Here is a 13,013-nt window from a genome sequence, read left to right as displayed (position 1 = left end):
GCCGGGGTTACTCGCGGGTAATATCGTGTTTGTTACCCGCGAGTAACCCGTGGGGCGGCACGTGCAGGGAGCTGGGCAGATGGGGCACTACCGGAGCAACCTCCGCGATCTGGAGTTCACCCTCTTCGAGGTGCTGGGCACCGACCGGCGGCTCGGCCACGGGCCTTTCGGCGAGGTCGATCTCGACACCGCCCGGGCGATGCTCGCCGAGGTCGACCGGCTGGCGACCGGCCCGCTGGCGGAGTGTTTCGCCGACTCCGACCGCAACCCGCCCGTCTTCGACCCCGCCACCCACACGGTGCGCCTGCCCGAGTCGTTCCTGACGGCGTTCTCCGCGTTGATGGACGCCGAATGGTTCCGGCTCGGCATCCCGGTCGAGCTCGGCGGCACAATCGTCCCCCGCACGCTGGTCTGGGCGATCGCGGAGCTGATCCTCGGCGCCAATCCGGCCGCGTTCATCTACGCCGCCGGCCCGACCTTCGCCGGCACGCTCTACGAACTCGGAAACGACGACCAGAAGAAGATCGCGCGGCAGATCGTCGACCGCCGGTGGGGCTCGACCATGGTGCTCACCGAGCCCGATGCCGGGTCCGATGTCGGGGCGGCGCGGACCAAGGCGATCGCCCAGCCGGACGGCAGCTGGCACCTCGAGGGCGTCAAGCGGTTCATCACGTCGGCAGAGTGGGACTGGCCGGAGAACATCGTGCATCTCGTGCTGGCCCGTCCCGAGGGGCCCGGCGTGCCGCACCGCCCCGGGACGAAAGGCCTGTCGCTCTTCGTCGTACCGAAGTTCCTCTTCGACCACGACACCGGTGAGCTCGGCGAGCGCAACGGCGCCTACGTCACCAACGTCGAGCACAAGATGGGCCTGAAGGTCTCGACGACCTGCGAGCTCACCTTCGGTGGCGAGCGCCCGGCCGTCGGATGGCTGGTCGGCGACACGCACGAGGGCATCGCGCAGATGTTCCAGATCATCGAGTACGCCCGGATGATGGTCGGCAGCAAGGCGATCGCGACGCTGTCCTCGGGCTACCTCAACGCACTCGACTTCGCCCGGACCCGGGTGCAGGGCGCCGACATGACCAAGCTGGCCGACAAGACCGCGCCGCGGGTGCCGATCATCCGGCATCCCGACGTACGCCGGATGCTCATGCTGCAGAAGTCCTACGCCGAGGGCATGCGGGCACTGGTGCTCTACACCGCCGCGCAGCAGGACGCCATCCAGGAGGCGACCGCGCAAGGCACGGTCGACGACGAGGCCGCCGCGCGCAACGACCTGCTGCTGCCGATCGTGAAGGGCGTGGGGTCCGAGCGTTCCTACGAGCTGCTCGCCCTCTCCTTGCAGACGCTCGGCGGTTCGGGATACCTGCAGGACTACCCCATCGAGCAGTACCTGCGGGACGCGAAGATCGACACGCTCTACGAAGGCACGACCGGAATCCAGGCGCAGGATCTGTTCTTCCGCAAGATCGTGCGCGACAACGGGACGGCGTTCACCGAACTCTGTCACGACATCCAGGCCTTCGCCGACAGTGAGGCGGGCAACGGCCGACTCAAGGAGGAACGCCTGCTGCTGGGCACAGCACTCGACGACGTGCAGGCCATGCTCGCCGCGATCGTCGGCGATCTCCTGTCCGCGCAGGAGAACGCCACCGACATCTACAAGGTCGGGCAGAACACGACGAGCCTGCTGATGAGCGTCGGCGACCTGGTCATCGCCTGGTTGCTGCTCCGGCAGAGCGAGACCGCGCTCGCTGCACTGGGTCGCGACACCGGCACCCGTGACCAGGCCTTCTACGAGGGCAAGGTCGCCGCGGCGCGGTTCTTCGCCACCACGGTCCTGCCGGAGCTCGCCGCCCGGCGCAAGGTTGCCGAAAACGTCGACAACTCCCTGATGGAGATACCGGACGCCGCCTTCTAGCCGGCTCCGGCAGGATGGCGACGTGACGGATCAGGTCAGGGACTTCTGGAACGCGGAGGCGGCGACCTTCGACGACGAGCCCGACCATGGGCTGCTCGACCCGGCGGTCCGCGCGGCCTGGGCCGATCTCCTCGTGCCGGTGCTGCCACCGGCTCCTGCCGACGTGATCGACCTCGGCAGCGGGACGGGAACGCTCGCCGTACTCCTGGCCCAGAACGACTACCTCGTGCGCGGGCTGGACCTGTCCGAGCGGATGGTGGCCGCCGCACGGGCGAAGGCCGCGGCGGCCGACGTACCGATCGACTTCCGGCCGGGTGACGCGGCCGAGCCACCGTTCGCGCCGGCCTCCGCCGACGTCGTCCTGGCCCGGCACATGCTCTTCATGCTGCCCGACCCGACGGCGGCCCTCGAGCGGTGGATCGGCCTGCTCCGGCCCGGCGGCCGACTCGTCCTCGTCGAGGGCCGGTGGTCGACCGGAGCCGGGCTCACGGGGTCCGAGTGCGCGAGTCTGGTCGGGAATGTGCGCAAAGACGTATCAGTTACCCGCCTCGACGACCCGGCCCTGTGGGGACACCCGATCGATGACGAGCGATACCTGCTGGTGAGCCGGAGCTAGCGAAAGAGGAGATCGCGCCATGACCACCGCCACCGACGCCGACACCGCAGAGGTGCTCCGCGCCGAGGAATCCTTCTTCGCGGCGCTGCTCGCCGCCGACCCGGGCGCACTCGCCGCCGTTCTCGCCGACGACTTCCTCATCGTCGACGTGATGAGTGGCCAGGTCGCCGACCGCGCCGCGATCCTCGGCGCCGTCGAATCAGGAGCCCTGAAGTTCCGGGAGGTCGTGCGGGATCCGACGCAGGCCTCGGTACGCCACCGCCGCGGCACCGCGGTGGTCGTCGGACGCACCCGGATGACGATGCGCTTCCTCGACAGCGAATCCACCGTGGAAAGCCGCTACACCCACGTCTACACACATGACGCCGACGGCTGGCGCCTGCTCTCGGCGCAGGGGACCCCCGTCATCGATCCGCCGACCGCACAGTAGCGATTCCGGCCGGACAGACGGCCGACGAGGTGGATCATATGCGTTCATGACGCCGACAACGTGGGACATCGTCATCGTCGGCGGCGGACCGGCGGGGGCATCGGCAGCGATCGCCGCGCTGCACGCCGAGCCGTCGGCATCGGTGCTGGTGCTCGACCGCAGCGACTTCCCGCGCGACAAATGCTGCGGGGACGCGGTGCTGGAGGGGGCGCTGGACGAACTCGCCGCCCACGGCGTCCCGCAGGGCCGGCTGATGGACGGGTACGCACCATCGAACGTCCTCACCCTGCAGTCCGCCGCCGGCCGGTCCGTGACCCGCATCCTGCCGCGCTCGATGCTGATCGTGCCGCGCGAAGTGTTCGACGCCCGGCTGCTCGCCGAGGCGAGAGCGCTCGGCGCGGTGTTCCGCCGGCACACAGTGCGTCAGGTCCGCGACCGGGGCTCACACGTCGAGGTCGACGACATCGCGAACGCCCGGGTCTGCATCGGTGCCGACGGCGTCGAGTCCGCGGTACGGCGCGCCGTCGGCGACGGCGGTCGGCGCGACATCGCGGTGGCGATCCGCGGCTACGACTCCAGTGCCGGCGAACCGGCGTCGCGCATCGTGCTCAACCATCATTCCGGCATGGCCTACGCCTGGCGGTTCCCGACGACGTCAGGCCCCGCGAACGTGGGGTACGGGCACCTGTTGCGGCCGGGCGAATCCGCCAATCGCCGGCTGCTGCTGTCGACGATGCACGCGCTGCTCCCCGGCCTCGACGTCGACCCGCATACCGTGCGGGCGCATCGGCTGCCGCTGTCGTCCAGCCGGCCGGTCACCGCCCGTGGTCGTATCGTGCTCGCCGGGGACGCCGCCAGCCTCGTCAACCCCGTCTCGGGGGAGGGCATCTCCTACGCGATCAGCTCCGGCCTGGCCGCCGGTGCCGCGGCGGTGCTCGAGCCGAATCGGGTCGCCGCGCAGTACCGGACCGCGCTACGACGGCGGTTCGCCCGTCATCACCGCCACGTCACCCTGCTGGCCGGGCTCACCGGCTGGCGTGCGGTCGTGGACGCGGCACTGTCCGCGGCGGCCGGAAGTCAACGGGTCTTCGACGACATCGCCGAGTTGTCGCTCGCCGAGGGGGTCATCACGCCGCGGTTGGCGGCGAACCTCGTGCTGAGCCTCGGACGTCGGGGCGTCGTACGCGGGACGGGCGACGGCTAGAGCGGCTCGTCGAACCGGGCGACGGCCCGCATCTTGTTCATCGCATCGAGCGCGGCGACCTTGTAGGACTCGGCGAGCGTCGGGTAGTTGAAGACGGTGTCGACCAAATACTCGATGGTCCCCCGGCAGCCCATCAGGGTCTGTCCGATGTGGACGAGCTCGGTCGCGCCGGTGCCGAACACGTGTACGCCGAGCAGCTCGCGCGTCTCGGAGTGCACGAGCAGCTTCAGCATTCCGTAGGAGTCGCCGATGATCGCGCCGCGGGCGAGCTCGCGGTAGCGGGAGATGCCGACCTCGAACGGCACCGACGTCTCGGTCAGCTCGTCCTCGGTGGCGCCGACGTAGCTGATCTCCGGGATCGTGTAGATCCCGATCGGCTGCAGCGTCGAGAGCTGCCCGTCCAGTTTCTCGCCGAAGGCGTGGTACGCCGCCCGCCGGCCCTGCTCCATCGAGGTCGCCGCGAGGGCAGGGAATCCGATCACGTCGCCGACCGCGTAGATGTGGTCGACCTTGGTCCGGTAGTGCTCGTCGACCTCGATCCGGCCGCGCGGATCGGCCTGCAGCCCGGCGTTGCCCAGCTCGAGAGGTTCGGTGACGCCCTGGCGGCCCGCCGAATACATGACGGTGTCGGCGGGGATCCGCTTGCCGCTCTCCAGGATGGTCAGCGTGCCGGTGTCGTGGCGCTCCACCCGGGACACGGTCTCGCGGAACCGGAAGGTGACCGCGAGATCGCGCAGCTGATATTTCAGGGCCTCCACGATCTCGAGGTCGCAGAAATCGAGCATCCGTTCGCGCCGCTCGACGACGGTCACCTTGGTCCCCAGCGCCGCGAACATCGAGGCGTACTCGATACCGATGACGCCGGCGCCCACGACGACCATCGAGTTCGGGATCCGGTTCATCAGCAGGATCTGGTCGGAGTCGACGACCGTCTCGCCGTCGAAGTCGACGGTGGACGGACGGGCCGGCGTGGTGCCGACGGCGATCACGATCTTGTCCGCGGTGACCCGGTGCTCGTCACCGACCTCGTTGACGACGGCGACGGTGTGGTCGTCGACGAAACGGCCCATGCCGGTGAGCATCGCGACGTGGTTGCGCGCGAGCTGGCTGCGGATGACGTCGATCTCCCGCTCGACCACATGGTGGGTGCGCGCGGTCAGGTCGGAGATGGCGATCTCTTCCTTGAGCCGGTAGCTCTGCCCGTAGAACTCGTGCTGGCTGTGCCCGGTGAGGTAGAGCACCGCCTCCCGCAGCGTCTTCGACGGGATGGTGCCGGTGTTGATGCAGACACCGCCGACCATCGACCTGCGCTCGACGACGGCCGATCTCCGCCCGAGCTTGGCTCCCGCGATCGCGGCCTTCTGCCCGCCCGGGCCGGAGCCGAGCACCAGCAGGTCGAAGTCGTACATCAGACCGCCTCATCGGTACGCCGATCGTGCCCGTCGCTCTCATCCTGCCCGGCCGGGAAGGCCCGCGCATCCCAGGTCGATGAGCGCGTCGCGCGATCAGTGTGGCCCGCCGACCTCCGTGCCGCACGGTCCACCGCCGAGGGTCGCCGCGAGTTCCACCGGGTCCCCGCTCATGGTGAGCGGCTGATACCAGGTGGACATGCGCTCCGAGGAGGTCCCGATGTAGTGGCAGATGAACGAGCGCCGGAACCGGTCGGCCGTCTGATTCGGCTCCGACCCGTGCACCAGGCTGCCGTTGAAGAACAGCACGTCGCCGGGCGACATGTCGACCGGGACGGTGGCGAGGCCGGCCGGCGGCGGGACGAACTCCCGGGTGAAGGAGACGTCCGGGTCGGCGTCCTCCGGGCAGAACACGTCCATCCGATGCGTCCCCGGGACGACCTCGAGGCCGCCGTTGGCGCGGTCGATCTCGTCGATCGCCACCCATGCGGCGATACACGTGCCCGGCTCGACCCGCAGGTAGAAGTTGTCCTGATGCAGCGCCTGCCCCCTGGCCCCCGGCGGCTTGAAGTAGAACATGCTCTGTGCTGCCAGCGGCTCCTCCCGGAGCAGCGCCGCGACGACCGCCCGGAACCGGGCGTCGAGCAGATACCGCCGCGCGGTCGGGTTGATCCGGTGCGGGTTCATCACCCGCGGATAGGCGTGCAGCGGGTCGGTGGCGGCGGCCGCATCGGCCTCGTCGGCGGGCTTGGGCTCGAAGTGTCCAGGGATCGGTCCGCCGGCCTGCAGAGCGGCGAACTCCTTGCGCAGTAGGTCGATCTCGTCGCCGGACAACACTCCGGGCAGCACGATGAACCCGTCGTCGTCGAAGCGGGCGACCTGATCGCGGTCAGGTACGACGGTCGGTACGCTTGCGGCGGTCGTCATCTCATCCCTCTTTCCTCAGTCGCGTCGACGATAGGCGCGAGCGCCCCGTGACGCGATACCCAGGAGTGTCGAGGACATGCCTGAGACTGCTGCCGAGACCCCGGCACCGCCGGCGCATGTGCCGCTGGTCGGGTGCTTCGACGAGCGTCCCGGCTACGCCGTACACCGGACCGCGGGTGCCAAGAACTCGCTGCTGACCTGGACCGTCTCCGGCGGCGGGCGGCTGCGTCAGGGAGACGTGACCGTGGATGCGGGGCCGGGGGATGCCGTCCTGCTGGGTGCCTCGATCGGGCACGACTACGGGGTGGCGCCGGACGCGGACGGGTGGGGCTTCTGGTGGGTGCATGTCCAGCTCCCCACCCGCTGGCAGGACTGGCTCGCGCCGTACCAGGTGGGACCGGGGCTGCACGCCGTCCGCGGGGTGCCGGCCGGGCTGCGGGGCCGGATCGAGGGGATCTTCGCCCGGGCACACGCCGACGCCCGCTGGTCCGGGCACGGCACGCCGCCCGATCCGCTCCCGGCCGGCACCCGCACGGCCCGGCCGACCGCCGCGACGGCTCCCGCGGCCCGCGACCTCGTCCTCAACGGCGTGGAGGCGGTGCTGGCGCTGGTCACGGCCGCCGGGCGTGAGCCGGCCGCCGTCGGCGACCCGCTGGACCCGCGGGTCCGGCGCACGGTATCGCTGCTGCGCGCCGACCCGGCGTCACCGCACACGGTGGCGTCGCTGGCGGCGAACGCCGCGCTGTCACCTTCGCGGTTCGCCCACCTGTTCGCGGCGCAGACCGGCCGGGCCCCGATGGAGGCCCTCCGCCGGGCGCGGTTGGAGCATGCCGCGCAGCTGCTCGACGCGACCGATCTCGATGTCGGCCGGGTGGCCCGGGCATCCGGCTTCGCGAGCGCATTCCATTTCAGCCGCGCGTTCCGGGACCAGTTCGGCATGCCGCCGCGGGACTACCGGTCCCGGTGACTGCACACTGAGGCGGTGACGGTGTCGGGCACACGGCAGGCCGAGGATCTCGCGTTGCTGCGTCGCTATGAGCCGGTCCTGCGCTACACCCGGGGTGAACTGTTCCTGCCGATGTCGGTCGAGAGCTACCTGCGCTCGTGCGGGCTGTGGCGCGCGACCGGACAGCAGCTCCGGGCGCCGGGTGACATCACCGCGACGTGCCTGGCCGAGGCGGGTGCGGCAGCCGTGGCCGACGACCTGTCGCTGCAGTTCGTGGAGCGCCCGCTGACTCGGCGGGAGCTGCGCAGATGGCGCCGGGAATCGGGGCGGACGCGCTTCGTCGCGGGCAACAGCCGGTTCGCCACGGTCGGCCTTCTCGGCCGGCTGATCGATGCGGTCATGCGGCTGTCGCTGTTGCTGCGCGGGCGGGTACCGGGCGGTACCACGGCGGCCGCCGAGCAGCGCTACCGCTCCGGACCTCAGCCCGACGCCTGCCCCTACTACGGCCACGTCACCCACGATCGCGGCTTCGTCGCACTGCAGTACTGGTTCTTCTACGCGATGAACGACTGGCGGTCCACGTTCGGCGGCGTCAACGACCACGAGGCCGACTGGGAACAGGTCACCATCTTCCTTGCCGACCCGCCGGAGCCGGATGCGCGTCCGGCGTGGGTCGCGTTCTCCTCCCACGACGAGGCCGGCGACGACCTCCGCCGCCGGCAGGACGACCCCGACATCGACTGGCAGGGCACCCACCCGGTCGTCTACGCCGGCGGCGGCTCGCACTCGGGGGGATACCTGCCGGGCGACTACCTCGTCACGGTCGAGCCACCGGCGCTCCGCCGGCTGCTCGCCGGCACGCGTCGGCTGGCCCGGGTGTTCCTGCCCTGGACCCGCGATCGCGAGGGCACCGCCCTCGGCATCCCCTTCATCGACTACCGCCGCGGCGACGGGGCCGGCATCGGCCCCGGAGCGGAGCGGCCCTGGAACGCAGTGCTGGTCGACGACGAGACTCCCTGGGTGCGCGACTACCGCGGCCTGTGGGGGCTCGACACCGGCGATCCCTTCGGTGGGGAACGAGCCCCTTCTGGACCGCGCTACGAGCGCACCGGATCGGTACGCCGCTGCTGGTCTGATCCGGTGGGCTGGGCCGGCCTCGACAAGGAGACGCCGTCGCCGGAAGTCGAGCGGCGGGCGGTCGAGGAGCGCATCGCCGAGCTGGACGACCTGATCGTCGCGGCCGACGCCGAGCTGGACACCCGCGGCGACGAACTGCGCCGGATCCAGGCCGGGATCCGGGCGCTCGACAGCGCCGGCACCCGCGCCGACCGCACCGCCCTCGCCGCGCCGGAGGAGGCGGTGGACCAGGTGCGGGTACGCCGGCTCGCGCTCGGCGAGGAGCGCGAGGCGCTGGCCCGCGCCGCCGCGGCCGGCCTGCCGCCCGGGGATCCGCACGCCCACCTGCGGCACCGCGCCGTACCCAACGTCGATCCGGTCCGGACCCGGCACCGGGTGCTGCGGGTGTGGTCGACGGTCTCGGCGTCGGTGCTGCTCGTCGGCCTCGCCCTGATCGTCGTCGACAACCGCGGAGATGTGGTGCCGGCGCTGGTTTTCCTGGCGGTGCTCATGCTCTGCGTGGAGGCCTTCGCCCGCGGGCACCTGCTGCGGTTCGTCGGCGGGTTGCTTGCGGTCGCCGGCCTGGCGGCCGTGATCTGGACGGCCGCTCAGGCCGCGATCGGGAACTGGCGGTGGGCCGTGGCCGCCGTACTCGTCCTGTCGGCAGTCGTCCTGCTGCTCGCCAACGTGCGCGACTTCTTTCTCAAGCGCTGACCGACCGGGAGTGGGTGTGCGCCGGGCTGGGCGTCGCCGCCCGCGCGTGTGTCTGCCAGGCTCCGACGGCCAGCACCACCGCGACGACGATCAACACGGCCTTGACGAGGGTCTTGGCGACCTTGACGGCGATCAGCAGGGCGATCACCGCCACCACCACCAGCCCGATACTGACACCCACCGCACACTCCCTAAGTCTGGCCGGTCAGCGTACACGGGCCGGTGGGGCTAGCCCCCGGACGGATTGGCCGGGTTTCCTGATGGTTGGCGGCCACCCGTTCCCCCTACCGTTGCGTCATAACGCCACTACGGAGAGGCTCCGCCATGACCGACGCCGCGGCACGGCCGGGCAGCGCGCTCGGCGCGGTGCTGCGGGCGCCGTTCTCGGCGTGGGCATGGCTCGCGATGAGCTATCTCGCGCTCAGCGCTCTGATCGGTACGGCGACGTTCACGGTGTTGGTCACGCTGGTGTCGCTGTCCGCCGGGCTGATGATCCTGGCGCTGGTCGGGCTGCTCGTGCTGTGGCTCGCGTTCGGCCTCTCCCGCGGCGTGGCCCGGCTGGAGACCCGCCGCGCGTCGACGTTCCTCGGGAAGCGGATCGCGCTGCGGCCGCCGCCGAAGCTCGACGGGTGGCTGCCGGCCCGGATGTGGGCCCGCACCAAGACCCGCGGCACCTGGCTGGAGCTCCTCTACGCAGGGCTCGTCCTCCCGGTGACCGGATGGGTCGGCGGTGTCGTGGTCTGGGCCGTCTGGGGAGCCGGCCTCGGTTTCCTGCTGTTCCCCGCCTACGGGTGGGCGACCGCATCACCCGGTTCGCTGCCGGGCTGGAACCTGGGCTACCCCGCGTCGGTGGCCGTGCACGTCGTCGCCGGGGCCGCCCTCCTGCTGGCCGCGCCCTGGCTCGCCCGCGGCGTCGCCCTGGGCCAGGTCGCGCTGGCCCGGATGTTGCTCGCACCCGGGAAGCAGGAGGCGCTCACCACCCGGGTGGAGACGCTGCAGGACACCCGCTCCCGGATGGTGGCTGCCGCGGACAGCGAGCGGCGCCGGTTCGAACGTGATCTGCACGACGGCGCCCAGCAGCGGCTCGTCGCACTGGCGATGACGCTCGGCCGGGCGCGGACGAAGCTGGGCGACGACCCGGAGTCCGTCCGCGCCCTGGTCGACGAGGCGCACGGGGAGGCGAAGCAGGCCCTCGCCGAGCTACGCGATCTCGCCCGCGGCATCCACCCGAGCGTGCTCACCGACCGCGGTCTGGACGCCGCGTTGTCAGCACTCGCCGCGCGCTGCCCGGTCCCGGTGGAGGTCCGGGTGGACGTGCCGCGGCGGGCCGCGCCCGGCATCGAGGCGGTCGCCTACTTCGTCGTCGCCGAGGCGCTGACCAACGTCGCCAAGCACTCCCTGGCCGACCGGGCCCGGGTCGACGCGGTCCGGCACGGCGACGTGCTGCGGCTCACGATCACCGATGACGGCCGCGGCGGCGGCAACCTCGACACCGGCTCCGGTCTGGCCGGCCTGCGCGACCGGGTCCGCGCGGTCGACGGCACCTTCGTCCTCACCAGCCCGTCCGGCGGGCCCACCACGATCGGAGTAGACCTGCCATGCGAGTCGTGATCGCGGAGGATGCCGTCCTGCTGCGGGAGGGCATCACCCGCCTGCTCGAGGAGGACGGCATGTCGGTGGTTGCCGCGGTGGCCGACGGCGAGGAGTTGCTGCGCGCGGTCGAGCGGCATCAACCGGATGTGTGCGTCGCCGACGTCCGGATGCCGCCGACCTTCACCGACGAGGGCGTGCGGGCCGCGCTCGTCCTCCGGCGCCAGTGGCCTGATGTCGCCGTACTCGTGCTGTCCCAGTACGTCGAGGAGCGCTACGCCGTCGATCTCATCGCCGGCGACACCCGCGGCGTGGGCTACCTGCTGAAGGACCGGGTCGCCGACGTCGCGGAATTCCTCGAGGCGCTGCGCCGGGTCGGGTCGGGCGGGACCGCGCTCGACCCGGAGGTGGTGTCGCAACTGCTCACCCGCAGCCGTCGCCGGGACCCGCTCGACTCGCTGACACCACGGGAGCGCGAGGTGCTCTCGGCCATGGCGGAGGGCCGATCCAACGGGGCGATCGCGGCCCATCTCGTCGTCTCCGAGGGCGCGGTGGAGAAGCACGTGAGCAGCATCTTCGCCAAGCTCGCACTCCCCCCGGCCGAACAGGACCACCGTCGGGTGCTCGCCGTACTGCGGTTCCTCGAGTCTGCCGATCCGGTCGCGGGCTCCGGAGGCGCCCGATGACCGACCATCGGCCGTCCCGGACACCCGGGCAGGTGCTGTCGATCGGCGCCGGAGCGGTCCTCGCGGCGGCGCTGGTGGGATTCAGCGGGCTTCAGATCGTCGGCGCCACCGCCGGCGTCGTTCACCACACCGACCACCTCGTCTACCGCGACCCCCCGAACCGGCTGCAGATCGACACGGCCAACGGCGACGTCGTCGTCGTCCGCGGTCCGAACGGTGAGCTCACCGTCGACCGGCGGACCACCTCGTCGCTCTCCGCCCCTGAACCCACGGCCGTGCAGACCGGCGGCCTGCTCCAGCTCCGCAGCCACTGCGCGGGATTGGCCGGGGCTGGCCGCTGCGACGCGTCGTACGTCATCCACACCCCCGCGGGGATGTCGGTGACCGTCCGGACCGGGTCCGGGAACGCAAGTGCCAGTGGGCTCGACGGCGCGGTCGATCTGCGCTCCGGCTCCGGCGACGTCGTCGCCACCGGCGTGTCCGGTGCGCTCACCCTGCAGACGGGCTCGGGTGACATCACCGCCACCGGCATCGCCGGCGGACCGCTGCGGCTGCACACATCGTCCGGGTCGATCGACGCCTCCGACGTCCGCGCCGGACGCGTGTCGGCGGTGACATCGTCGGGCGACGTCGGGCTGGCCTTCTCCGTGTCACCGACGGCCGTGACCGCGACGACCTCGTCCGGCGGCGTGGCCGTGACGGTGCCGCACGGACCGCAGCTGTACGACGTCGCACAGCGCACCGGATCCGGCGGGGCGACCGCCGCCGTGCGGACCGACCCGTCGTCGAACCGGCATATCGACGAGGTCACGTCCTCCGGCGACGCCTCGGTCGCCTACCGCTGAACGCCCGTACGACGTGGCATCGTGTCGATCATGCTCAGGGCCCGGATCGCCGCTGCCGCCGCCATCGCGACGGTCGGCGTCCTCGTCGCGACCCTCGGCGGGTGTGATTCGTCCCCGCCGGCGCCGGCCGCGCCGAGCCGGCTGCCGATCCCGGCGGTCGCGCTGCTCCCGGGCGAACATGCACTCGCGGCGCGCACCGTCAACGACGGCAACCTGGCCTTCACCCCGCTCGGCCTGACCTGCGACATCCCGTCCGTGATCGGCACCCACGGTGAGCTCAATGCGCGCGGCCAGTACTGCCGGGTGACCCTGGAGATCTACAACCGGGACGTGAGCTTCCACACCGTGTCGGTCGGACGCCAGCAACTCGTCGACCGGACCGGGCGGCGCTATCTGCCCGCCGACGACCCGATGAACATCAAGCGGCAACCGAGCAGCCTCTCGCTCGGGTCGCAGGACCGGATCCTGCTCCAGGTGTGGTTCGAGCTCCCGGAGTCGGCGCACGCCGCCCGCATCTGCCTGCACGGCGACCACGAGCCGAGCGGACTTCCGATCAACGCGCCCGCACCTGCGGCACCGAACGGCCGCTGCATCCCGCTGCGCTGAGCG

The 13,013-nt window shown here is 71.5% G+C and carries 13 protein-coding genes; 10 read left to right on the top strand and 3 right to left on the bottom strand.

The window, feature by feature from the left end; all coding sequences use genetic code 11:
* The first annotated feature begins 79 nt into the window (after positions 1 to 79).
* Genes VGH85_18430 through VGH85_18415 form a run of 4 tightly spaced genes read left to right on the top strand, consistent with a single transcriptional unit; the run spans position 80 to position 4,171 of the window.
* Positions 80 to 1,921, top strand: coding sequence for an acyl-CoA dehydrogenase (locus VGH85_18430; protein HEY2175787.1), 1,842 nt, complete (start codon positions 80 to 82; stop codon positions 1,919 to 1,921).
* 22 nt (positions 1,922 to 1,943) lie between these two features.
* Positions 1,944 to 2,537, top strand: coding sequence for a class I SAM-dependent methyltransferase (locus VGH85_18425; GenBank protein ID HEY2175786.1), 594 nt, complete (start codon positions 1,944 to 1,946; stop codon positions 2,535 to 2,537).
* 19 nt (positions 2,538 to 2,556) lie between these two features.
* A complete protein-coding gene (locus VGH85_18420) occupies positions 2,557 to 2,967 on the top strand; it encodes a nuclear transport factor 2 family protein (protein ID HEY2175785.1) in 411 nt (136 codons plus the stop codon).
* A gap of 46 nt (positions 2,968 to 3,013) precedes the next feature.
* On the top strand, positions 3,014 to 4,171 hold the full coding sequence (locus VGH85_18415; protein HEY2175784.1) for a geranylgeranyl reductase family protein: 1,158 nt from the start codon (positions 3,014 to 3,016) through the stop codon (positions 4,169 to 4,171).
* Here the strand turns inward: VGH85_18415 and sthA are convergent.
* Both sthA and VGH85_18405 read right to left on the bottom strand, forming a co-directional pair.
* Entirely contained in the window at positions 4,168 to 5,580 is a 1,413-nt protein-coding gene (sthA, locus tag VGH85_18410; GenBank protein ID HEY2175783.1) for a Si-specific NAD(P)(+) transhydrogenase, read from the bottom strand. The genes VGH85_18415 and sthA overlap by 4 nt on opposite strands.
* Before the next feature lie 96 nt (positions 5,581 to 5,676).
* Entirely contained in the window at positions 5,677 to 6,507 is an 831-nt protein-coding gene (locus VGH85_18405; protein HEY2175782.1) for a phytanoyl-CoA dioxygenase family protein, read from the bottom strand.
* 76 nt (positions 6,508 to 6,583) lie between these two features.
* On the opposite strand from VGH85_18405, the gene VGH85_18400 reads away from it, so the two are divergent.
* Together VGH85_18400 and VGH85_18395 are read left to right on the top strand one after the other, a co-directional pair.
* On the top strand, positions 6,584 to 7,474 hold the full coding sequence (locus tag VGH85_18400; protein ID HEY2175781.1) for an AraC family transcriptional regulator: 891 nt from the start codon (positions 6,584 to 6,586) through the stop codon (positions 7,472 to 7,474).
* 15 nt (positions 7,475 to 7,489) lie between these two features.
* On the top strand, positions 7,490 to 9,283 hold the full coding sequence (locus tag VGH85_18395; GenBank protein HEY2175780.1) for a hypothetical protein: 1,794 nt from the start codon (positions 7,490 to 7,492) through the stop codon (positions 9,281 to 9,283).
* Here VGH85_18395 and VGH85_18390 read toward each other — a convergent pair.
* Positions 9,273 to 9,464, bottom strand: coding sequence for a hypothetical protein (locus tag VGH85_18390; protein HEY2175779.1), 192 nt, complete (start codon positions 9,462 to 9,464; stop codon positions 9,273 to 9,275). The two genes, VGH85_18395 and VGH85_18390, sit on opposite strands and share 11 nt — an antisense overlap.
* Positions 9,465 to 9,607: 143 nt before the next feature.
* Here VGH85_18390 and VGH85_18385 point away from each other — a divergent pair, with 143 nt between their 5' ends.
* From VGH85_18385 to VGH85_18370, 4 genes are read left to right on the top strand one after another with little or no spacing between them, the layout of a single operon-like run.
* Entirely contained in the window at positions 9,608 to 10,894 is a 1,287-nt protein-coding gene (locus VGH85_18385) for a sensor domain-containing protein (protein HEY2175778.1), read from the top strand.
* Positions 10,882 to 11,559 carry a response regulator transcription factor gene (locus tag VGH85_18380; GenBank protein HEY2175777.1) on the top strand — a complete coding sequence of 226 codons (678 nt, stop codon included), beginning with the start codon at positions 10,882 to 10,884 and terminating at the stop codon, positions 11,557 to 11,559. The genes VGH85_18385 and VGH85_18380 overlap by 13 nt, the downstream gene beginning before the upstream one ends.
* Complete coding sequence (locus tag VGH85_18375) at positions 11,556 to 12,404, top strand: DUF4097 family beta strand repeat-containing protein (GenBank protein ID HEY2175776.1); 849 nt, start codon at positions 11,556 to 11,558, stop codon at positions 12,402 to 12,404. The genes VGH85_18380 and VGH85_18375 overlap by 4 nt, the downstream gene beginning before the upstream one ends.
* 21 nt (positions 12,405 to 12,425) lie before the next feature.
* Positions 12,426 to 13,010 carry a hypothetical protein gene (locus VGH85_18370; protein ID HEY2175775.1) on the top strand — a complete coding sequence of 195 codons (585 nt, stop codon included), beginning with the start codon at positions 12,426 to 12,428 and terminating at the stop codon, positions 13,008 to 13,010.
* Positions 13,011 to 13,013: the final 3 nt, after the last annotated feature.

Source organism: Mycobacteriales bacterium (genome assembly GCA_036497565.1).
Taxonomy (GTDB): domain Bacteria; phylum Actinomycetota; class Actinomycetes; order Mycobacteriales; family QHCD01; genus DASXJE01.
The sequence above is the reverse complement of the archived record's forward strand: the minus strand, read 5'-3'. Positions and strand labels throughout refer to the sequence as shown.